General features: G+C 66.9%; 16 protein-coding genes. 7 read left to right on the plus strand and 9 right to left on the minus strand.

Features of this window, described 5'->3' with window-relative positions:
* Positions 1-10 precede the first annotated feature (10 nt).
* A complete protein-coding gene (locus IWX64_RS14355; RefSeq protein WP_196867810.1) occupies positions 11-1,516 on the plus strand; it encodes an aldehyde dehydrogenase family protein in 1,506 nt (501 codons plus the stop codon).
* The gene (locus IWX64_RS14360; RefSeq protein ID WP_196867811.1) at positions 1,513-2,391 is read left to right on the plus strand and encodes an aldehyde dehydrogenase family protein; all 879 of its coding nucleotides are present in this window, start codon (positions 1,513-1,515) and stop codon (positions 2,389-2,391) included. Before IWX64_RS14355 ends, IWX64_RS14360 begins: the two co-directional genes overlap by 4 nt.
* A gap of 115 nt (positions 2,392-2,506) precedes the next feature.
* Here IWX64_RS14360 and IWX64_RS14365 read toward each other — a convergent pair whose 3' ends face one another.
* The 4 genes from IWX64_RS14365 to IWX64_RS14380 all read right to left on the minus strand — a co-directional run bounded on the left by IWX64_RS14365 (position 2,507) and on the right by IWX64_RS14380 (position 5,863).
* Positions 2,507-2,788, minus strand: coding sequence for a hypothetical protein (locus IWX64_RS14365; RefSeq protein WP_196867812.1), 282 nt, complete (start codon positions 2,786-2,788; stop codon positions 2,507-2,509).
* A 77-nt stretch (positions 2,789-2,865) separates the two neighbouring features.
* Positions 2,866-3,186, minus strand: a complete 321-nt coding sequence (locus IWX64_RS14370; RefSeq protein ID WP_196867813.1) for a winged helix-turn-helix domain-containing protein — start codon at positions 3,184-3,186, stop codon at positions 2,866-2,868.
* A 110-nt stretch (positions 3,187-3,296) separates the two neighbouring features.
* Positions 3,297-5,033 carry a phospho-sugar mutase gene (locus IWX64_RS14375; protein ID WP_196867814.1) on the minus strand — a complete coding sequence of 579 codons (1,737 nt, stop codon included), beginning with the start codon at positions 5,031-5,033 and terminating at the stop codon, positions 3,297-3,299.
* Positions 5,034-5,059: 26 nt separating this feature from the next.
* Positions 5,060-5,863, minus strand: coding sequence for a purine-nucleoside phosphorylase (locus IWX64_RS14380; protein WP_196867828.1), 804 nt, complete (start codon positions 5,861-5,863; stop codon positions 5,060-5,062).
* 126 nt (positions 5,864-5,989) lie between these two features.
* Here IWX64_RS14380 and IWX64_RS14385 point away from each other — a divergent pair, with 126 nt between their 5' ends.
* The 4 genes from IWX64_RS14385 (at position 5,990) to IWX64_RS14400 (ending at position 11,059) form a co-directional block, all read left to right on the plus strand.
* Positions 5,990-7,390 carry an NAD(P)H-quinone dehydrogenase gene (locus IWX64_RS14385; RefSeq protein WP_196867815.1) on the plus strand — a complete coding sequence of 467 codons (1,401 nt, stop codon included), beginning with the start codon at positions 5,990-5,992 and terminating at the stop codon, positions 7,388-7,390.
* A gap of 180 nt (positions 7,391-7,570) precedes the next feature.
* Positions 7,571-8,983: an MFS transporter gene (locus tag IWX64_RS14390; protein WP_196867816.1), complete on the plus strand. Its 1,413-nt coding sequence runs from the start codon at positions 7,571-7,573 to the stop codon at positions 8,981-8,983.
* A 127-nt stretch (positions 8,984-9,110) separates the two neighbouring features.
* The gene (locus tag IWX64_RS14395; protein WP_196867817.1) at positions 9,111-10,397 is read left to right on the plus strand and encodes a serine/threonine-protein kinase; all 1,287 of its coding nucleotides are present in this window, start codon (positions 9,111-9,113) and stop codon (positions 10,395-10,397) included.
* Positions 10,394-11,059: a hypothetical protein gene (locus IWX64_RS14400; RefSeq protein WP_196867818.1), complete on the plus strand. Its 666-nt coding sequence runs from the start codon at positions 10,394-10,396 to the stop codon at positions 11,057-11,059. Before IWX64_RS14395 ends, IWX64_RS14400 begins: the two co-directional genes overlap by 4 nt.
* 50 nt (positions 11,060-11,109) lie before the next feature.
* On the opposite strand, the gene IWX64_RS14405 is transcribed toward IWX64_RS14400, so the two are convergent.
* From IWX64_RS14405 to IWX64_RS14420, 4 genes are all read right to left on the minus strand, one after another.
* Complete coding sequence (locus IWX64_RS14405) at positions 11,110-12,906, minus strand: acetyl/propionyl/methylcrotonyl-CoA carboxylase subunit alpha (protein ID WP_196867819.1); 1,797 nt, start codon at positions 12,904-12,906, stop codon at positions 11,110-11,112.
* Positions 12,907-13,076: 170 nt separating this feature from the next.
* On the minus strand, positions 13,077-13,703 hold the full coding sequence (locus IWX64_RS14410) for a Maf family protein (protein WP_196867820.1): 627 nt from the start codon (positions 13,701-13,703) through the stop codon (positions 13,077-13,079).
* Between the two features lie 60 nt (positions 13,704-13,763).
* Positions 13,764-15,101 carry a dicarboxylate/amino acid:cation symporter gene (locus tag IWX64_RS14415; RefSeq protein ID WP_196867829.1) on the minus strand — a complete coding sequence of 446 codons (1,338 nt, stop codon included), beginning with the start codon at positions 15,099-15,101 and terminating at the stop codon, positions 13,764-13,766.
* 147 nt (positions 15,102-15,248) lie between these two features.
* Positions 15,249-16,919, minus strand: coding sequence for a DUF885 domain-containing protein (locus tag IWX64_RS14420; protein WP_196867830.1), 1,671 nt, complete (start codon positions 16,917-16,919; stop codon positions 15,249-15,251).
* A 208-nt stretch (positions 16,920-17,127) separates the two neighbouring features.
* Here IWX64_RS14420 and IWX64_RS14425 point away from each other — a divergent pair, with 208 nt between their 5' ends.
* Complete coding sequence (locus IWX64_RS14425) at positions 17,128-18,387, plus strand: serpin family protein (protein WP_245345714.1); 1,260 nt, start codon at positions 17,128-17,130, stop codon at positions 18,385-18,387.
* A gap of 25 nt (positions 18,388-18,412) precedes the next feature.
* On the opposite strand, the gene IWX64_RS14430 is transcribed toward IWX64_RS14425, so the two are convergent.
* A complete protein-coding gene (locus IWX64_RS14430) occupies positions 18,413-20,503 on the minus strand; it encodes an acyltransferase family protein (protein ID WP_245345713.1) in 2,091 nt (696 codons plus the stop codon).
* Positions 20,504-20,564: the final 61 nt, after the last annotated feature.

Below are 20,564 nucleotides of genomic sequence, written 5' to 3' on the forward strand. Positions count from 1 at the left end.
GATCCAACCCATGACTTTTCTCGAGTACGCACCGGCCCCGGAGTCCACGGCCATCCTGGACCTCAAGAGCGAGTACGGCCTGTTCATCAACGGTGAGTTCGTTCCCGGCAACGGCGAATCCTTCACCACCATTTCCCCTGCCACCGAGCAGAAGATCACCACCATTTCGTGCGCCAGCGAGGCCGACGTCGACTCCGCCGTCGCCGCCGCCCGCCGCGCCTACGAGAAGACCTGGTCGAAGCTCTCGGGCACGGACCGGGGAAAGTACCTGTTCCGCATCGCCCGCCTGGTGCAGGAACGCGCCCGTGAACTGGCAGTCGCAGAAACCCTCGACAACGGCAAGCCGATCAAGGAAAGCCGCGACGTCGACGTGCCCCTGGTGGCCGCGTGGTTCTTCTACTACGCCGGCTGGGCCGACAAGCTCGACCACGCCGGAATGGGCCCCAACCCCCGCTCGCTGGGTGTCGCGACACAGGTGATCCCGTGGAACTTCCCGCTGCTGATGCTGGCATGGAAAATCGCCCCGGCCCTGGCCGCGGGCAACACCGTGGTCCTCAAACCCGCCGAGACCACCTCCCTGACCGCGATGCTCTTCGCCGAGATCCTGCAGCAGGCCGACCTGCCAGCGGGTGTCGTCAACATTGTCACCGGAGCCGGTGCAACAGGCTCCGCCCTGGTCAACCACCCGGATGTGAACAAGGTCGCCTTCACCGGCTCCACCGCCGTCGGACGGTCCATCGCCCGTTCAACGGCCGGCACGGGCAAGAAACTCACCCTCGAGCTCGGCGGCAAGGGCGCGAACATCGTGTTCGACGACGCCCCCATCGACCAGGCCATCGAGGGCATCGTCAACGGGATCTTCTTCAACCAGGGGCAGGTCTGCTGCGCCGGATCCCGCCTGCTGGTCCAGGAATCGATCCACGACGAGGTGGTCGAACGGCTCAAGTCCCGCCTGTCCACGCTGCGCGTCGGTGACCCCCTCGACAAGAACACCGACATTGGTGCGATCAACTCGGCGTCCCAGCTCGGCCGGATGCGCGAGCTCTCCGACATTGGGGAGCAGGAGGGCGCCACCCGGTGGAGCCCCGACAGCAACCTGCCGCAGCAGGGTTTCTGGTTCCCGCCCACCATCTTCACCAACGTATCCACCAGCCACCGCATTGCCCGGGACGAGATCTTCGGACCGGTGCTCTCGGTGCTGACCTTCCGCACCCCGGCCGAAGCGATCGCGAAAGCCAACAACACCCCCTACGGCCTGTCAGCTGGCATCTGGTCGGACAAGGGCAGCCGCGTGCTCGCCGTCGCCGACAAGCTGCGCGCAGGAGTGATCTGGGCCAACACCTTCAACAAGTTCGACCCCGCCTCACCGTTTGGCGGCTACAAGGAATCCGGCTACGGCAGGGAGGGCGGTCGCCACGGTCTGGGCGCCTACCTGGCACCAGCGTCGTCGGGCGCTGCAGACAAGTCCGTCGTCTCGGCCCTCATGTCCAAGACCCCACTGGGAGGCTCCAAATGAGCGCTGCACGGCTAGGCGTACCGAAGACCTACAAGCTCTACATCGGCGGCAAGTTTGTCCGCAGCGAATCCGGACGCGTCTATGAGGTACCGACCAGGAAGGGTGGACCCCTGTTGAACACCGTCAATGCGGCCAAGGGCTCACGCAAGGACGCGCGCGACGCCGTCACCGCCGCCCGCGGGGCCGTCAGCGGCTGGGCCGGTACCTCCGGATACAACCGGGGCCAGGTGCTGTACCGCATCGCCGAGGTGCTCGATGGGCGCCGGGCCCAGTTTGCCGACGAAATTGCCGCGTCCGAGGGCGTCTCGGCCGCGGCCGCGATCGCCCAGGTCGACGAGGCGATTGACCTGTGGGTCTGGTACGCCGGCTGGGCGGACAAGTATGTCCAGGTGGCGGGCAACGCCAACCCGGTGTCCGGCCCCTACTTCAACCTGTCCACCCCCGAGCCCACCGGCGTGGTGGCGGTCATCGCACCGCAGGGCCCCGGCTCACTGATCGGTTTCGTCCGGGCGGTCGCGCCGGTGCTGGTCAGCGGCAACACCGCGGTGGTCATCGGCAACGAGCGGGCGCCCCTGGCCGCGCTCAGCCTCGGAGAGGTACTGGCCACCTCCGACGTGCCCGCCGGCGTCGTGAACATCCTCAGTGGTTCGCCAGCGGAAATCGCTCCGTGGCTGGCCTCGCATGCCGACGTCAACGCCCTGGACCTGCTCGGCGCCGAAAACCTGGACTGGGTGGACCTGCAGATCGCCGCTGCGGAAACGCTCAAGCGGGTGCTCCCTCCGGAGACCGGGCCCGACGCCGGTGCCCCCTCGATCGACCGGATCACCTTCTTCACCGAAACGAAGACGGTCTGGCACACCAAAGGTCTGATCTAGGCCTCCCGGCCCAGCTCCCACCCACACAAAAGTGGCGGACCTGCGGGGGGAGTGGTTGCTCAACCACTTTCCTGCGGGTCCGCCACTTTTGTGTGCGGTTGTTGGGTGCCGGGGGCTACGCCTTGCGGTCGCCCTTGGCAAGGGCGGGGCCGGTATCGGAGCGTCCGAGGATTGCCTGGGGAATCCAGAACGCGAAGAAAAACAGGGTCAGGCAGACGGCGAACGCCCAGACATTGCTCTGGTCGAAGAAGGTCAGGGCGAAAATCGATCCGAGGAACAGGACCATCATCACGGCGAACGTCACCAGGTTGCTGGCGAGGTGGCCTTCCCCGGAGTGGGTGGGCTGCTTGGCCGGAGCGGACCGCTCCGGGGATGCCGAAGTCGTGGGGTGTGCCATTGAGTCTCCTCGGAGGTGTGCGAAACGATACTCCCTTAACCATAACTGCCCGTCGGCGTGAGGCAGCGCAGCGGCGCTCAGACCGGAATCCGGTAACCCCGTTTCACCACCGTCGCGACCAGCCGGGGATCCGGGAGCGCCTTCCGCAGCCGGCTGACCGTCATGTCGAGGGCGTGCGCGTCAGCGGCGCCCGGAAGCACCGAGGCCAGATGGGCCCTCGTCAAGACGGCCCCACGAGCTTCGAGGAGCGCCCCGAAGACTGCCATTGGCGCGGGCGCCAGGAGCACCGGCGTCCCGTTGATGCGCAGTGTGCTGCCTCGGAGTTCAATGCTCCCGTAGGAACCCTCGTACCGCAGAGCCCGGCGGGACGGGGATCCAGTGGGGTCTGCGAGCTGCATTGGTCGATCTCCGGGGCTTGATCGGTGGCTGGTACCACTTCACCGTAGGTAGCCCTGATTGCCCGGGTGTTTCGTGGAGGTGAACGCCGAAAAACAACCCGGGCGCCCGCCTACAGACCCAACGACTCCTCGACGTCCCGGAGGACCGCGTCCAGGCGTGCGCGTGCGATGACCTTGGCGTCCTCGAGTGCTGCGGCCGACTCGACCGGTTCCACTACCTCGAGGTAGCACTTCAGCTTCGGTTCGGTGCCGCTGGGGCGGATGATCACCCGGGTGTTGTCCCGGGTGAGGAACAGCAGTCCGTCGGTCGGTGGCAGTCCTGCATGGCCCAGGAGGAGGTCCTCGACAACGTCGATTGCCGAGTCGGCGAAGGCCTGCGGCGGGTTTTCCCGCAGCCGGTTCATCATGGCGCCCAGCAGCCCGAGACTGCCGACCCGGACGGACAGCTGGTCGCTGGCGTGTAACCCGTGCAGCAGTGACAGGTCGTCCAGCAGATCGAACAGGGTCCGGCCTGCCGCCTTGGTGGCTGCCGCCAACTCGGCCATGAGCAGGGCCGCAGAAATGCCGTCCTTGTCCCTGACCATCCCGGGCGCTACGCAGTAGCCCAGCGCCTCCTCATAGCCATACGTCAGGGAGGGAACACGCGAGATCCATTTGAACCCGGTGAGGGTTTCGGTGTGGGTGATGCCTGCGGCCGCGGCGATACCTGCCAGCAACCGTGAGGAGACGATCGAGTTGGCGAAGACCGGCGCGGGCGCGCCAGGTGCGGCGTCCTGGACCAGACGGGTGGCGAGGTGCTGGCCAAGCAGCGCCCCGGTTTCGTCCCCCCGGAGCATCCTCCACTCACCGGTGGCTGGATCCTTCGCGGCGACCGCCACCCGGTCGGCGTCGGGATCGTTGGCCAGCACCAGATCGGCGTCCTGGGCTTCCGCCGCAGCCAGGGCAAGGTCGAGGGCGCCCGGCTCCTCGGGGTTGGGGAAATCGACAGTCGGGAAGTCGGGGTCCGGTTCCGCCTGTTCGGCGACAACGTGGACGGTCCCGAAGCCTGCGGCGGCCAGCACGTCCTGCGCGGTCTTTCCGCCCACCCCGTGCAAGGGGGTCAGCACAATGGACAGGTCCCGGGCCGGGAACGCCTCGCGGTCGGCGAGACCCACCACGGAGGTCACGTAGTCCTTTGCGATGCTCTCGGGCAGGATGTTCCAGCCCCCGGGGGCCAGCACGATGCTGTCCAGGGTGCCGACCGCGGCGATCCGGTCGGCGATTTCGGCGTCCTGCGGTGCGACGATCTGTGCGCCCCGGCCGGCGTCGTCCACAGCGCGTCCGCCCAGGTAGACCTTGTAGCCGTTGTCCTGGGGCGGGTTGTGGCTGGCCGTCACCATCACCCCCACCTCGCATTCGAGGGCGCGCACCGCGTAGGCGAGCACCGGGGTCGGCAACTCGGTGGGCATCAGGAAGGTCTGGATGCCGGCGGCGGTGAAGACCGCGGCGGTCTCCTCAGCGAAGATCCGGGAATTGTGGCGGGCGTCGAATCCGACGACGGCGCGGGGAGCGTAGGCGCCGTCGGCGATCCCGAGCACATAGGCGGCGACACCGGCGGCTGCGCGGCGTACCACCACCCGGTTCATCCGGTTGGGCCCGGCGCCGAGAGCAGCCCGCAGGCCAGCGGTGCCGAACAGGAGCGGGCCGCTGAAACGGTCCTGCAGTTCCTGGGCCACCATGGTGGCGCTGTCGGCGTCGTCGTACCGCTCGAGAAGGGCCTGAAGTTCCGCCGTCGTCTGCGGGTCCGGATCCTCAGCGGCCCAGGCGCGGGCGGCAGCGAGGAGTGGTTGGTGGTCGGCGTGCGTCATGACTTCTGGTTACCTTTGGTCAGGTGCTAGAGCCGGCTGATGATGTCAGCAAGCAGGCGTGAAATGCGGGGCCCGGCGGCCGCGCCGGATTCGATGACCTCGGCGTGGCTCAGGGGTGTTGAACTGATGCCCGCCGCGAGGTTGGTGACCAGGGAGATCCCGAAGACCTCCATGCCGGCGTGCCGCGCGGCAATGGCTTCGAGCGCCGTGGACATGCCGACCAGGTCGGCGCCGATGGTCCTGGCATACCTGACCTCGGCCGGGGTCTCGTAGTGCGGGCCGGTGAACTGTGCGTAGACGCCCTCGTCCAGGGTGGGATCGACTTCGCGGGCGAGGTCGCGGATCCGCGGGGAGTACAGGTCGGTCAGGTCCACGAAGGTGGCGCCCTCAAGGGGGGAGGTGGCGGTGAGGTTCAGGTGGTCGCTGATCAGGACGGGGGTGCCGGGAGTCCACTGTTCCTGCAGCCCGCCGCACCCGTTCGTCAGCACCATCACCCTGGCCCCCGCAGCTGCTGCAGTGCGCACCCCGTGGACTACCGCCCTGACACCCTTGCCCTCGTAATAATGGGTGCGGGAGCCGACCACCAGCGCGCGCTTGCCCGACGTCGTCAGGACCGATCGCACCGTCCCCACATGTCCTTCGACCGCGGGGGCGGAGAACCCGGGGATGTCCGATGCCTTCAGGGTGTGGGTGGTCTCTCCAATGAGGTCGGCTGCTTCACCCCAGCCCGATCCCAGCACCAGGGCAATGTCGTGGGTATCGACGCCGGTTTCGGCGGCGATGTACTCCGCTGCGGCTCGTGCCAGGTCGAAGGGGTCGGTCGGCGTCATTGACGTGGAGTTCTCGATCACTGGTCAAACTTACCCTCAGTTCCCAGCCCGCGGCCACCGCCGGGGCGGGCGCGGACCACCTCAACCGTTTGAGAGCGCGGCAGCGATAGGACAGAATGGTCAGTTGTGACCAGCCAACTAGATTTCAGTGCCCTGCGAATTGCCATCCTGGGCGGCGGGCCCGGTGGATATGAGGCGGCGATGGTTGCTGCCTCACTCGGTGCGACCGTCACGATCGTGGAGCGCCAGGGGCTCGGCGGGGCTGCAGTCCTCACCGATGTGGTGCCATCCAAAACTCTGATCGCCACGGCTGACATCATGGCCCGCGTCGATTCCGCGCATGAGCTGGGCGTGCGGTTCGAGAATACCAAAGCTGCCTACGCGGACCTGGGCCAGGTCAATGAACGACTGCTGCGCCTCGCTGCCGAGCAGTCCGCCGACATCTCCCGGGCGCTGGAGCGGGTGGGAGTGAAGATCCTCATCGGCGAGGGGAAACTGCTCGACAACCACCGCCTGGAGGTCACGGCCGGCGACGAAACCACCACCGTCGAGGCGGACGCCATCCTCCTGTCGGTAGGCGCGCACCCCCGGGAGCTGCCCACGGCGCAGCCGGACGGTGAACGCATCTTCAACTGGACCCAGATCTACACCCTCACCGAGGTGCCGGAGCATCTCATCGTGGTCGGCTCCGGGGTCACCGGGGCCGAGTTCGCTTCCGCGTACGACGGTCTGGGATCCAAGGTCACCCTGATTTCAAGCCGCGACCGGGTGCTCCCCGGCGAGGATGCCGACGCCGCCGAGGTGCTCGAGAACGTCTTCCGGAACCGCGGCATGACAGTGCTCTCCGAGTGCCGCGCCCAGGGCGTCGAGCGGGTGGGCGACGGCGTCGTCGTCACCCTTTCGGACGGGCGGACCGTCGAGGGCAGTCACTGTCTCATCGCGGTCGGCTCCATCCCCAATACCGCGGGGATCGGGTTGGAGGATGCGGGAGTCCAGCTCACCGAGTCGGGGCACATCAAGGTCGACGGCGTCTCGCGCACCTCGGCCCCGAACGTGTACGCGGCGGGGGACTGCACGGGGGTGCTGGCGCTCGCGTCGGTGGCCGCCATGCAGGGCCGGATCGCGATGGCCCACCTGATGGGTGACAGCGTCACCCCGCTGAAGCTCAAGCAGGTTGCGTCCAATATTTTCACCGCCCCCGAAATTGCCACCGTGGGGGTCTCCGAGGCCGACGTCGAATCCGGCCGCTACCAGGGCGACGTCGTGAAGCTCTCCCTCCACACCAACGCCCGCGCGAAGATGATGAACGTGACCGACGGATTTGTGAAGATCATCTCCCGCAAGGGGTCCGGAACGGTGATCGGCGGCGTCGTCGTCGGGCCCCGCGCCTCGGAGCTGATTTTCCCGTTGGCCCTGGCCGTGACGAAAAAGCTGCACGTGGACGATGTGGCCAACACGTTCACCGTCTACCCGTCGCTGACCGGCTCAATCTCCGAAGCGGCACGACGCCTGCACGTCCGGCTCTAGAACCAAAAGTTCCCAGCACCGGGTTCCAAGAGTCAACGGTGCTGTGGCTTGTCTCACGGCTGAGCTGTCCACATACTGGACAATTTTATCCACCTGTTGGACCTTGCTGTTCTGATTGATGCATTCAGCCGCCTCATCGCGGTGCCATCAGGCCCGCCGTAATGAAAGAAAGCCGCAGACATGTCAACATCCCCGTCCGCCGTGGACGCCGGTGCTTCGACGCCGAAGAATCCCAAGGGCCGCGTCATCTTCGCGAGCCTCATCGGCACCACCATCGAGTTCTATGACTTCTATATTTACGCCACGGCGTCGGTGCTGGTCTTCCCGGCGCTCTTCTTCCCGGACGCTACTCCAGCGAATGCGCTCCTGAGCTCCTTCGCCGTCTTCGGCGTCGCCTTCGTGGCACGCCCGCTCGGATCGATCATCTTTGGCCACTACGGGGACCGGATCGGACGCAAGGGGACGCTGGTCGCGTCGCTGCTGACGATGGGTATTGCCACCTTCCTCATCGGTGTGCTGCCGACAGCGCAGGTGGATGGCTGGATCATCCTCGCGCCCGCACTGCTGGTGCTGCTGCGCTTCTTCCAGGGTCTTGCCCTGGGTGGCGAATGGAGCGGTGCCGCACTGCTCGCCACCGAGAACGCACCGAAAAACAAGCGCGCCGTCTACGGAACGTTCCCACAGTTGGGTGCTCCGATCGGCTTTATCCTCGCGAACCTGCTGTTCGTCTACCTGAACGCCACCCTCACCAACGAGGAGTTCCTGGCCTGGGGCTGGCGGGTGCCGTTCCTGCTCAGCGCCGTGCTGGTCATCGTTGGGCTGTACGTCAGGCTCAAACTCATCGAAAGCCACTCCTTCCAGCAGGTCAAGGACAAGGGCAAGGTAGTGAAACTGCCCCTCGCCAGCGTTTTCAAGCACCAGTGGCGTGCCCTGCTGCTCGGCACGTTCATTATGTTCGCCACCTACGTGCTGTTCTACCTGATGACCGCCTTCACGCTGACCTTCGGCACCACCCCGGCTACGGTCGAGGACGCACGGACGGCCGCTGAAGCTGCGGGACGAGGGTTCGACGACGCCGCCGCTGAGGCCTTCGTGCCGGGACTTGGCATTGCCCGCGGTGACTTCCTGATCATGCTCATCATCGGTGTGGTGTTCTTCGGCATCTTCACCCTGGTCTCCGGTCCGCTCGCCGAGAAGTTCGGCCGCCGGAAGATGCTGATGGCCACCACCATCGGGATCGCGCTGTTCGGGTTCACCTGGGTCCCGCTATTCGGTGCGGGCACCACCGGCGCGATGGCACTGCTGATCATCGGCTTTATCCTGATGGGTCTTACCTTCGGTCCGATGGCGGCGATCCTGCCGGAACTGTTCCCCGCCAACGTCCGCTACACCGGCTCGGCTGTCGCCTACAACATGTCAAGCGTCATCGGCGCGGCTCCGGCATCGTTTGTCGCCATCGCCCTGTGGCAACTGGCGGACGGCAGCACATTCCTGGTGGGCCTGTACCTCAGTGCGGCGGCGGTTGCCACGTTCGTTGCACTCTGGCTCAGCAGGGAAACCCGCGACCACGACTACGACAACAACGTGGCGTAACCGTTCCACCCCTTCACGACGGCGCGGCACCTGTTGGTGCGGCGCCGTCGTCGTGACCGGGGAAGTCCGGTGGCGAGAAATAGGCTCCCACGTAGAATCGGTCAGGAAATCAACCAGCGGAGGCGGCATGAGTACCCAAGCACTGGCTGACGGACGCTACCTCCTGGGCAGCGTCCTCGGCGTCGGCGGGATGGCCGAGGTCTACCATGCCCGGGACACCCGGCTCGGCCGGGATGTGGCCGTGAAGCTGTTCCGTCCGGGGGTCGCCGACGGCGTCTCCCGCGGATCGGATGAGGCACGGCTGCTCGCGGATCTGCACCACCCGGGACTGGTGCGGGTGCTGGATATGGATTCGTCGAGTACGTCATCCGGTCCCACCTACCTGGTGATGGAACTCGTCGAGGGCCCCGACCTGGGCGCGATGCTCGCCGGCGGCGCGCTCCCGGCCGACGCCGTCCGCCTGGCCGGCTGGGATGTTGCCCGGACACTTGCGTACATCCACCAGCGAGGCATCCTGCACCGCGACATCAAACCGTCGAACATCCTGACCCGGGCAGCCGATCCGGACAGTGGAGTCTTCGGCTACCTGCTCACCGACTTCGGTATCGCACGCTTCTACGACGCCGCCCGGCAGACCGCCACGGGGCAGACGGTCGGCACCGCCGCCTATCTGAGTCCTGAACAGGCGCGCGGCGGCACGGTCGGAACCCCGACCGACATCTACTCGCTCGGACTGGTCCTGCTGGAATGCCTCACGGGTGCCAGGGCCTACCCCGGGACGAGCCTGGAAGCCGCGGTCGCCCGGCTGCACCGGTCGCCCGCAATTCCGGCTGAACTCGGGCCGGCCTGGGAATCGTTGCTGTCACGGATGACCGCAGACAACCCCGAGGGTAGGCCTACCGCCGGTGCCATCGCGGCCGAGTTCGCCCAGTGGAAGGAGCCTTTACCCCGCACCGAGGTCCTCCGAGCGGACACTCCAGCGGCCAGGCAGTTTCAGCTCTCCCTGCCGGACGAACCCGGCCGGCAACCGGCGCCCACCACGGTCCTCGCGACAGGACCGGCTGCCACCGAGGCCCAACCAGCAGCCAGTGTCCGGCCCGCCGAATCCCGCGCGACCGCTGCGGAGGCCGGCGCCTCAGGTGAGCCCCGCGGTGGCCGGTCCGTCCGCAACCCGTCCTCGCAAGGCCGGCCCGGCTCATCCCAGCCCGGCTCTTCCCGACCCGGCTCTTCCCGACCCGGCCGGCGCCGGACCTGGCTGGTGGGTGTGCTCGCCGTCGTCGCCGTGGTGATCTTTGGTTTCGTCGCCATCCTCGGGATGAACCCGGGCGGACAGACGCCGGTGGAGGAGCTTCCCTCGGTGCCGGGGACCACCGGCGAACTTTTGAATGAACTTTACGAGCGGGTGCAACCATGAGCCGGGCACAGGCTCCGGGGAGGCGGCTCCAGCGGGTCCACGCTGGCCGGGTGCAACGTCAGTGGGCAGTGGCGACCTCCCTGGGTGCCGCGTTGCTCTTGTCGGGCTGTGGGGCGCCGGCGCTGGATTCGGACGCGGCCGCGAGCTTCCAGGCCTCGGTCCGGGAGATCGCCACGGCGGCGGCCGCCGGCGATCAGGTCGCCGCCACCCAGCTCACCACCGAGCTTCGCCAGGAAGTCACCGTGGCGCGGGGGCAGGGCACCGTCACGGCCGAACGGGCAACCCAGATCCAGTCGACCATTGACGAGTTGCTCCTGGCCATCGCGGCCGAGGTGGGCCAGACCGCTCCCATCGAGCCTGCACCTGTTCCTGAGCCCACCACAAACACGCCGGCGCCCTTGCCTGCTACCCCGGCTGAGACACCCACCCCGCCTGCCGGGCCGTCGCAGGACGACGACGGCGAGGACAGCGGGAATGGGGACGGCGGCGACGACGCCGGCGAGGACAGCGAGGATGCCGATCCCGCCAGCGACAAGGCGCAACGTGATGCTGAACGGGAGCGGGAGAAACAACAGCGCGAGCAGGAAAAGCTAGAGAAGGAACAGCTCGAGCAGGCCGAAAAGGAGCAGGAGCAACGCGAGGACGCCGACGACGACGGGTAGCCCTGGGAACCGGACGGTAGGACCGGCCCCGCAGAGCAGGTGTGCTGTGCCTAGTCGGAAATTGCGGCGATCACGGCTCCGGCCGCCACGGTGTCACCCGGGGCAGCGCTGAGACCGGACAGGGTGCCGGACTTGTGGGCGGTCAGGGGTTGTTCCATTTTCATTGCCTCCAGCACCACAATCAGGTCCCCCTCGGAGACGAGATCGCCGTCGGCCACTGCCACCTTGACGATGGTGCCCTGCATGGGGGAGGTGAGGTCGTCGCCGTCGGCTGAAGCCGTCGACCCGCCTCGTGTCCGCAGCGCCTTCTTCGGTTTGCCGGTGGTGGCCTGCCGGCCTGTTCCGCCGAGGCCCGCGGGCAGGACCACTTCAAGCCGCTTGCCGGCTACCTCAACCGTGATGCGCTGGCGGCCGCCGTCGTCGTCGGACGCTGAATCGGCCGCGTCCGCCGGGCTCCACGGCGCGATGGTGTTGGTGAACTCGGTTTCGATCCAGCGGGTGTGGACCGTGAACGGTCCGTCGGCCGGGGCGAACGCGGGGTCCGCGACGACGGCGGCGTGGAACGGCAGGACCGTCGGCATCCCGATGACGCGCATCTCAGCGAGGGCACGCCGGGCGCGTTGCAGTGCCTGGGTGCGGGTGGCGCCAGTGACGATGAGCTTGGCCAGCATTGAGTCGAAGTTCCCGCCAATCACTTCGCCGGCTTCGATCCCTGAATCGACCCGGATGCCGGGTCCGGTGGGGAGGGTAAGTGTCTGGACGGTGCCGGGGGCGGGCATGAAGTTCCGGCCGGCATCCTCGCCGTTGATCCGGAACTCAAAGGAATGGCCGCGGACGATCGGGTCGCTGTAGCCGAGGGCTTCGCCGCGGGCGAGGCGGAACTGCTCCCGGACCAGGTCGATGCCGGTGACCTCCTCGGAGACCGGGTGCTCGACCTGCAGCCGGGTGTTCACTTCCAGGAACGAGATGGTCCCGTCCTGACCTACCAGGAACTCGCACGTTCCGGCGCCCTGGTAGCCGGCCTCTTGAAGGATGGCCTTCGACGCCTCGTAGAGCCGGCGGTTCTGGTCCTCGCTGAGGAAAGGCGCCGGCGCTTCCTCGACCAGTTTCTGGTTGCGGCGCTGCAGCGAGCAGTCGCGGGTGGAGACGACGACGACGTTCCCGTGCGCGTCGGCGAGACACTGGGTCTCGACGTGGCGGGGTGCATCGAGGAACCGTTCGACGAAGCACTCGCCCCGTCCGAATGCGGCAGTGGCTTCGCGGACCGCTGAGTCGTAGGCCTCGGGGATGTCGGCTGCGTCCCGCACCACCTTGATGCCACGGCCACCGCCGCCGAAGGCGGCCTTGATGGCGAGGGGAAGCCCGAACTCGTCGGCGAAGTCCTGGACCTCGCGGACTGAGGCAACCGGGTCCTTCGTGCCGGGGACCAGGGGTGCGCCCACCCTCTCGGCAATGTGGCGGGCCTTGACCTTGTCACCGAGTTGGGAGATGGCCTCCGGCGACGGGCCGATCCAGGTGATCCCCGCCTCCATGACCTTGCGGGCAAAATCGGCGTTCTCGGACAGGAAGCCGTAGCCCGGGTGGATAGCGTCCGCGCCGCTGCGCTGGGCCGCTTCCAGGATGCGGTCCATCACCAGGTAGGAGTCGGCGGCGGTGCTGCCACCGAGACCATAGGCCTCGTCGGCCAGCCGGACGTGCAACGCGTCCCGGTCGGGGTCGGCGTAGACGGCAACCGACGCGAGGCCCTCGTCGCGGGCAGCGCGGATGATGCGCACGGCAATCTCACCGCGATTGGCGATCAGGACCTTGGTGACGGGGTGTGCAGCAGCGGAAAGGGACTCGCTCATGGTGTGGTCTGGCTCCTTCGTTTCTGTTCGGAGCCTAGCGCCATATTGTCGTTTATGCCCATAATCCATGCGGATAGCGCGTGTGGCGGGCTCATTCTTTGTAGGGATGCTACAAACGGAATCCTGACCGGACGCGTCGCCAGGTGAAGATCAGCCGGCGAAGGTGCGGACTAGGTCCAGAAGTCCATCACGGTGAGGTTTGCCGAGGCCAGCAACCCGCGCAGAGTCGAGACGCTCAGCCCGATGACGGCGTGCGGATCGCCGTCGACCCGGGTGATGAACGCCCCGCCCAGCCCGTCGATCGTGAATGACCCGGCGACCTGGAGCGGTTCGCCGGTGGCCACATAGGCGTCGATCTCGTCGTCGGACAGTTGGGCGAAGTGCACCGAGGCGGAGGCCACCGCACCCACCGTGGCGCCGGATCCGCCGTCGGAGGGATCACGGGTATCCACCAGCCAGTGGCCGGTGTGCAGCACGCCAAACGAGCCGCTCATCCGGCGGATCCGGGCACGCGCGATATCGGGTTCCCACGGTTTGCCGTGGGCAGCGCCCTCGAACTCGAAGATCGAGTCGCAGCCGATCACCAGCGCCCCCTCCGAGCCGTCCACCGCGGCGACCGCCTCTGCCTTGGCGCGGGCAAGGAGGAGGGAGGTGTCAAACGCATCGAGGGGCCCGTACCGTGCGGCGACCGCTTCCTCGTCAACGTCGGAGACCAGCACCGAGTGGCGGATGCCCGCATCGGACAGGACCTTGGTGCGGGCGGGAGAGGCGGAGGCGAGGATCAGGTGGGACGTCATACTTCAGCTTAGGCACGCCGGGGGCACCACGGTGAACCGTGGTGCCCCGACGTGCGCGAGCTAGCCGCGGGCGTCGGCCAGCTGTGGTGTGTTGGCAGATCCCGTTTCGGCGGCGGGGGAGTCATCGGCGAACGGGTCGCCGGTGCGGGGTGCGTTGTACAGGTCGGCGTCCAGGATGCCCTCGCGCTTGGCGACGATCGTGGGGATGAGCGCCTGGCCAGCCACGTTCAGGGCGGTTCGGCCCATGTCGAGGATTGGGTCGACGGCGAGCAGCAAGCCCACACCTGCCAGCGGCAGCCCGAGAGTGGAAAGGGTCAGCGTGAGCATCACGACAGCGCCGGTGGTCCCTGCCGTGGCCGCGGAACCGAGGACCGAGACAAGTGCAATCAGCAGGTACTGCGTCAGGCTCAGGTCGATCCCGAAGAACTGGGCAACGAAGAGGGCAGCAATGGCAGGGTAGATCGCGGCGCAGCCGTCCATTTTGGTGGTGGCGCCCAGCGGAACCGCGAACGAGGCGTAGGCGCGGGGAACGCCCAGGTTCCGCTCGGTGACCCGCTGCGTCAGGGGCAGGGTGCCAATTGAGGAGCGCGAGACGAACGCCAACTGGATGGCAGGCCACGCCCCGGAGAAATACTGCCGCACCGACAAACCGTGGGCCCGGATCAGGACCGGGTACACGACCAACATGACCAGGGCCAGTCCCAGATAGATGGCCAGCGTGAACTTGCCCAACGAGCCGATAGTGTCCCAGCCGTAAACCGCAACGGCGTTGCCGATCAGCCCGACGGTCCCGATCGGGGCAATGCGGATGATCCACCACAGCACCTTCTGGATGACGGCCAGCGCTGAGGCGGTGAAGTTCAGGAACGGTTCTGCAGGCTTGCCGACCTTGAGGGCGGCAATGCCGACGGCGACCGCGACCACCAGCACCTGGAGTACGTTGAAGCTCAGCGCCGTGGTCAGGTCACCCGACTCGCCAGCGGAGGTCGCCGCGCGCAGACCGAGGAAGTTGGCGGGGATGAGGCCCGTCAGGAACGCCCACCAGCTCCCGGTCCGGCCCGAGTACTCCTCGGGAGGGGTGGCACCGGTTCCCGCGCCCGGCTGGAAGAGGGAACCGAGGCCCATCCCGATGACGACGGCGATCAGAGCCGTGATCCCGAACCAGAGCAGGGTCTGTCCGGCGAGCCGCGCGGCGTTGTGCACCGCGCGGAGGTTGCTGATGGAGCTGACCACCGCGGTGAAAATCAACGGGACGACGGCGGCCTGCAGCAACGACACGTAGCTGCTGCCGATCGTGCCAAGGGTCGAGCCAAGTGCGGTGGGCGTCTCCTCGGTGTGGCCGGTGTACTTGGCCAGCAGGCCAAGACCCAGGCCGACGACCAGGGCCGCCGAGTTCAGCGGATCCGCGCTGCCCCGAGGAGGAGGATCGTTATTCCCGCTCCGAGTGTGACAAACCTCCGGTTACCGGTCCGGTGAGCAACCTGGACATCCGTGGCCAACGTGCCGGTATCGGATGTCCAGGTTGCTCACCAAACACCGTGGTCCCTAGCCGACCAGGGCCCGGCGTAGCGTGTCCAACCCGACGGACCCGAGGTTCAGCGCCCGGGTGTGGAAGCCGCGCAGATCAAACGCGTCGCCCTCGCGGCTCCGGACCTCGTCGCGGATCTGCTCCCAGAGCCGCTGCCCAATCTTGTACGAGGGGGCCTGGCCCGGCCAGCCCAGGTAGCGGTTGAACTCGAAGTCCAGCTGGCCCTCGGAGATGGCAATGTTCTTCTTCAGGAACTCATACCCCTTGTCGGGGGTCCAGGTGCCGGTGCCCCAGCGTTCGGGGACGTCCAGTTCCAGGTGAACCCCGATGTCGAAGACCACCCGTGCCGCCCGCATCCGCTGCGCATCGAGCATGCCCAGCCGGTCACCCGGGTGGTCGAGGTAACCCAGTTCCTGCATCAGCCGCTCTGCGTACAGTGCCCAGCCCTCGCCGTGGCCGGACACCCAGACCGCGTTGCGCCTCCAGTTGTTCAGCAGACCCCGCTGCATGGTTGCGGTCGCAATCTGCAGGTGATGCCCGGGGACGCCCTCGTGGTAGACGGTGGTCGTCTCTTTCCAGGTGGTGAAGGAGTCCTCTCCCTCGGGGACCGACCACCACATCCGGCCGGGGCGGGAAAAGTCGTCGCTGGGACCGGAGTAGTAGATGCCGCCCTCATGGGTGGGCGCGATCTTGCATTCGATCGTGCGCATGAGGTCGGGGATGTCGAAGTGGACTCCCGCCAGTTCATTCACTGCCTTGTCGGAGAGCTGCTGCATCCAGGACTGCAGCGCGTCAGTACCCTGCAGCTGCATTTCGGGCGTCTCATCGAGGATTTTCATGGCTTCCTCAATGGAGGCGCCTGGCTTGATCTCGTTGGCTACCGCTTCCTGCTCGGCGATCACCCGATCGAGTTCTTCGACCCCCCACTGATAGGTCTCTTCAAGATCGACGACGGCGCCCAGGAACCGGCGCGACATCAGCGCGTAGTGGTCCCGGCCGACCGCGTCCTTGGCTGGCGCGGCGGGGAGTAGCTCCTCCTGCAGGAAGGCACCGAGGCGTCCGTACGCGGCGCGGGCTGCGGCCGACCCGGCCATGAGGTCCTGGCGTACCCCGTCCGGCAGCTCACCGACCTCAAGGGAGGCGTTCGACACGAAATCATCAAAGAATCCGCCGTCCTCCGCGTACTTGGCGGTCTGGTCAATCACGATCCGGATCTGGCGGTCCGCCGGTACCAGGCCGCGGTCCTTGCCGGCGCGAAGCGAGGTGAGGTAGCCGCCGAGAGCGTCAGGAATGTTGTGCAGACGGCCAGCAATGTGACCCCACTGCTCGGCTGTCGCGGTGGGCATCAGGTCAAAGATCATCCTGATCTCCTGTGCCGGGGAGGCGAGGTTGTTCAGGTCCGCCAGGTTCAGGCCGGACTCGTGGATCTCGAGTTCAAGGCCGAGACGCTCCTGCATGGCGTCGAGGGTGACGCGGTCGACGTCGTCGGCGGGCTCCAGATCGGTGAGACGACCGAGTGTTTCCCTGGTGGCCTCGGCCCAGGCCTCAAGGCCTGCGGGGGAGTAGTCGCGGTATTCGGTTTCGTGGCCGGGGAAGCCGAGCTCGGTCGCGAAGCCCGGATCGAGCTGCAGCAGGGTCTCGGTATAGGCGTCGGCGACGGCGTCAATCGCGGTTTTCGCCCGGGTCATTGGCGTTGCGGGCGACTGGTTATCTGTGGCGGGGGTCTCATTATTCACAGGTCGAGCCTAGCCGTTTTGCCGTCAGAATGGTTGCTTTGGGCCACGTTGGTCGACCGTAACCGGATTGTGCCCTGCGTTCCCGCGACGGTCCCCCGGCCAGGGAAGTACTTTGGATCCAGTGGTGCTGGCGCGGGCAAGGAAACGAAGGATGGGATCGATGGTGCGAGTTCGCAGGGTCGTCGCAGTGGCCTGGCTCTCTGCCGCCGGGATGGCCCTGACGGGCTGCGCCCCCGCCGCCCCGGATCTCCTGAGCGCCGACGTCGAACGCGCGGCCGTCCAGGTGGGGGACTACCCGGCGGCAGTGGCCAGCCTGCGGGACTCATCCTTCCGTCTCGGCGCGATGATGCTCGCCGGCGCCGATCCGACCGACAACGCGGTGACGAGCCCCGTTAGCGCCCTGTCCACGCTCGCCATGCTACGTGCCGGGGCGGCGACGACGACGGCGGCGGAGATGGACGAGGTACTCGGCTTTCCCGCCGAGCACCGCGACGAGGCAATGAATGCGCTGCTGGCTCTCTGGCAGGAGTACGAAGGCAATCCCGGCACGGTGGACGAGGATGACCCGCCGGAAACACCGCTGCTGCACCTGGCGAACGGGACGTTCATTGATCGTGGCCTGACCGTGGGGGAGACCTTCCTTCAGACGCTTGCTGCCCAGTACGGTTCGGGCGTGTACCCGGTGGACTTCAGCGACGGCTCCACCGAACGGATCCTGAACGCGTGGGTCAGCGAGCATACCGGCGGCAGGATCGAGGAGGCGCCGCTGGACTACGATCCGCTGACCCGGGTCGCACTGCTGAACACCGTGTATTTCGCGGCGGCCTGGGCCACCCCCTTTGACCCCGTGGATACTGCTCCGGGGCCGTTCCAGCTCACCGACGGCGGGTCCATCCAGACAGACATGATGCGGCAGCTCGTGGTGGCCAACTACGCCTCCAGCTCTGGGTGGACCGCGATGGATCTGCCCTACAACAACGGTTTTTTCCTGCGGCTGATCCTTCCGGACGACGGCGCGACACCGGTGATGAGCGCACGCCAGCTGGTCGATGTCCGGGTGGGAATGGAGGGCGGATCACAGGTCGACGTCGGTCTGGTCCTGCCGAAGTTCGATCACCGGTACCACCAGGATCTGTTGCAGCTACTCTCCGGCATGGGCCTTACCGAGACCTTCGGCCAGGACCCGGACTTCAGTCCGATCAATCCGGGTCTTTTCGTCTCGGGGGCGGCGCAGGAGGCCACCATCACCGTGGCGGAGAAGGGCACGATCGCGGCGGCTGTCACACAGATCTCCATGGCCGAATCGGGGATGCCCACCCCCGACGTCGACCTCGTCTTCGACCGGCCATTTCAGTACCAGATCATCCACGCCGAGACCGGCATGCCCCTGTTCATGGGGACGGTGATGGACCCCCGCTGAGGAGGGGAGGACACCGGGCGCGCAGCTAGCCCAGCGACTCCAACAGCCGTCGTTCAAACTCGGGCACCATCGTCTTGAGGTACGTTTCGCTCAGGTGGTTGTCATCCATGTAGACCAGGACGTTGCCGATCACCGGTGGGCAGGTGCCGCCCGGGCAGATCAGATCGGTCATCTCGATCGAGTGCAGTGCCGGGGAGCGCGCCGCCAGTTCATCCACCGGGTTCACCGGCGCCAGCTTGTCCCCGACGTCGAAGGTGCAGGACGGGTGATCCTGCCCTGAGCTTTCCACACACTCCGGAATGTTGATCCCGAACCGTGGATTGTCGCGGATGGCGATGACCTGGGCGCCGTCGGCCATGATCTGCTGTGCGGCTTCCTCGTAGCCGGGAACGAGGCGGTCGTCGGGTCGGGTGTGGTGTGAGGATGAGGAGACGGTGAAGACCAGACCAGGATTCACCTCGTCCAGGTAGGCGAGCACCTCCGCGTTCCACTGGTCGCAGTTCTCGACCGGCTCCTGTCCGACCGGTGCACCGAAGGGACACTGCCCCTTGCGCAGCACCACGAGGTCCCAACCCTGGCGTTTGGCCACGGGCTCGATCGCGGCCACCCACTGCTGGGGGTGCGATGCCCCGACCACCACGGCCAGTTGGGTTGGGTTTTGCACTGTCGACTGGGTGCAGCCGGCCTGCAACGGGCCGAAGGAGGAGGCTTCGTACGCGCCGGAACAGTCCTCCTCGAGATTGACCCACTCCCTGTCGAGCGCCGTCATCAGCGGCATCAGGGGAGCCTGGTCATCACCGAAGGGAACAAATCCCTCCCGGAGGGAGGCCGCACCCGGATTATTGGCATCATCAGCGGCGGCGGTCGCCGCGGTGTGGATCTGCAACTGCCAGGCTCCCACCGGAACACCAACGACGATGGCGCACAGGGCGATGACGACGGCGGACCGCCTCCGCTTCCGGGCGGCCCACTTCAGCTGCCGGATGGGTTTGTCGATGAATCGGGTGGTCACCACCGCCCACAGCACTGACACGGTGATGATTACCAGGCCCGAGAACAGCCCGGCCGCCTCCTGATCCCGATTGATCAGGAAGACCACCAGCAGCGGCCAGTGGATCAGGTAGAGAGCGTAGGACGCGTCCCCCAACTGCACCAGCGGGCGCCAGGAGAGGAACCGGTCCACACCGAACCGTTTTCCGGTTCCACCCGCGACGATCACTGCCGCCGCGGCGAGGGTTGGCCAGAGCGCGATATAGCCGGGGAACTGCTGTTCCACCTGAAGGACGATTCCGACGGCGAACATGGCGATCATGCCGACCCAGCCCAGGACCACCCGGCTCAGTACGGGTAGCCGGAGGTAGGGCAACGTCAGCGCTATGAGGGATCCGAGGGCGAATTCCCATAGCCGGGTCCGGGTGTCGAAGTACGCAAAGGCCTGGTTTGTTGCGGTCTGCCATATGGAGTAGGCGAGCGACGAGGCGAATACCAGCCCGAACAGCCCGAGCAGGACGCGCCGCGGACTGATCCTGAACCGGTGGGCGGCGACGGCGGCGACCGCGAACAGCAGCGGCCACAGGATGAAGACCTGGCCCTGGATGGACAGCGACCAGAAGTGCTGGAACGGGCTTGCGGTGCTGTGGTCGGTGGCGTAGTAGTCGACCGAGTTCGCCGCGAGCAGCCAGTTCTGGAAATAGAAGAGGGAGGCCCACGCCTGGTCGAGGATTTCCGTCCAGCGTCCCCGGGGGACGAAGGCCATCACGGCTCCGAGGGTGACGACGATGGTCAGGGCGGCCATCGGCACCAGCCGCCGGAAGAGGTTGACCCAGTACCGCAGCAGGTCCAGCGGCGTTCCGGTTTCCAGCTTGCGGGTGAAGGAGAGGGTAAGGAGGAACGCGGAGATGAGGAGGAAGACGTCGACGCCGCCGGAGACCCGCCCCAGCCAGACGTGGTAGACGACCACCATCAACACGGCGAGGGCTCTCAGCCCCTGCACTTCGGGCCGGTAGCCGGATTTCACCGGGCCGGACTTCATCGGGCCGGACGTCACGGCACCGCGCGGCGGAAGAGGTTGAGCCGCCGTCGCCAGTGGCGCGCGGCCCAGGTACCTGCCGGTCATGTATCTATCTCCTCAGCCGACAGAACTACCTCACCATTCTAGTGGCAGGTGCTGCCGCGTC

This window comes from Arthrobacter sp. CAN_A212, assembly GCF_015752345.1.
Taxonomy (GTDB): domain Bacteria; phylum Actinomycetota; class Actinomycetes; order Actinomycetales; family Micrococcaceae; genus Arthrobacter_D.

Excerpts from the sequence above, each read along its gene's own strand:
- IWX64_RS14355 (WP_196867810.1), top strand. The coding sequence starts at position 11 with ATGACTTTTCTCGAGTACGCACCGGCCCCGGAGTCCACGGCCATCCTG.
- IWX64_RS14390 (WP_196867816.1), top strand. The coding sequence starts at position 7,571 with ATGTCAACATCCCCGTCCGCCGTGGACGCCGGTGCTTCGACGCCGAAG.
- IWX64_RS14405 (WP_196867819.1), bottom strand. The coding sequence starts at position 12,906 with ATGAGCGAGTCCCTTTCCGCTGCTGCACACCCCGTCACCAAGGTCCTG.
- IWX64_RS14375 (WP_196867814.1), bottom strand. The coding sequence starts at position 5,033 with ATGACGCACGCCGACCACCAACCACTCCTCGCTGCCGCCCGCGCCTGG.
- IWX64_RS14380 (WP_196867828.1), bottom strand. The coding sequence starts at position 5,863 with ATGACGCCGACCGACCCCTTCGACCTGGCACGAGCCGCAGCGGAGTAC.
- IWX64_RS14370 (WP_196867813.1), bottom strand. The coding sequence starts at position 3,186 with ATGCAGCTCGCAGACCCCACTGGATCCCCGTCCCGCCGGGCTCTGCGG.
- IWX64_RS14365 (WP_196867812.1), bottom strand. The coding sequence starts at position 2,788 with ATGGCACACCCCACGACTTCGGCATCCCCGGAGCGGTCCGCTCCGGCC.
- IWX64_RS14420 (WP_196867830.1), bottom strand. The coding sequence starts at position 16,919 with ATGACCCGGGCGAAAACCGCGATTGACGCCGTCGCCGACGCCTATACC.
- IWX64_RS14400 (WP_196867818.1), top strand. The coding sequence starts at position 10,394 with ATGAGCCGGGCACAGGCTCCGGGGAGGCGGCTCCAGCGGGTCCACGCT.
- IWX64_RS14425 (WP_245345714.1), top strand. The coding sequence starts at position 17,128 with ATGGTGCGAGTTCGCAGGGTCGTCGCAGTGGCCTGGCTCTCTGCCGCC.
- IWX64_RS14410 (WP_196867820.1), bottom strand. The coding sequence starts at position 13,703 with ATGACGTCCCACCTGATCCTCGCCTCCGCCTCTCCCGCCCGCACCAAG.
- IWX64_RS14430 (WP_245345713.1), bottom strand. The coding sequence starts at position 20,503 with ATGACCGGCAGGTACCTGGGCCGCGCGCCACTGGCGACGGCGGCTCAA.
- IWX64_RS14395 (WP_196867817.1), top strand. The coding sequence starts at position 9,111 with ATGAGTACCCAAGCACTGGCTGACGGACGCTACCTCCTGGGCAGCGTC.
- IWX64_RS14360 (WP_196867811.1), top strand. The coding sequence starts at position 1,513 with ATGAGCGCTGCACGGCTAGGCGTACCGAAGACCTACAAGCTCTACATC.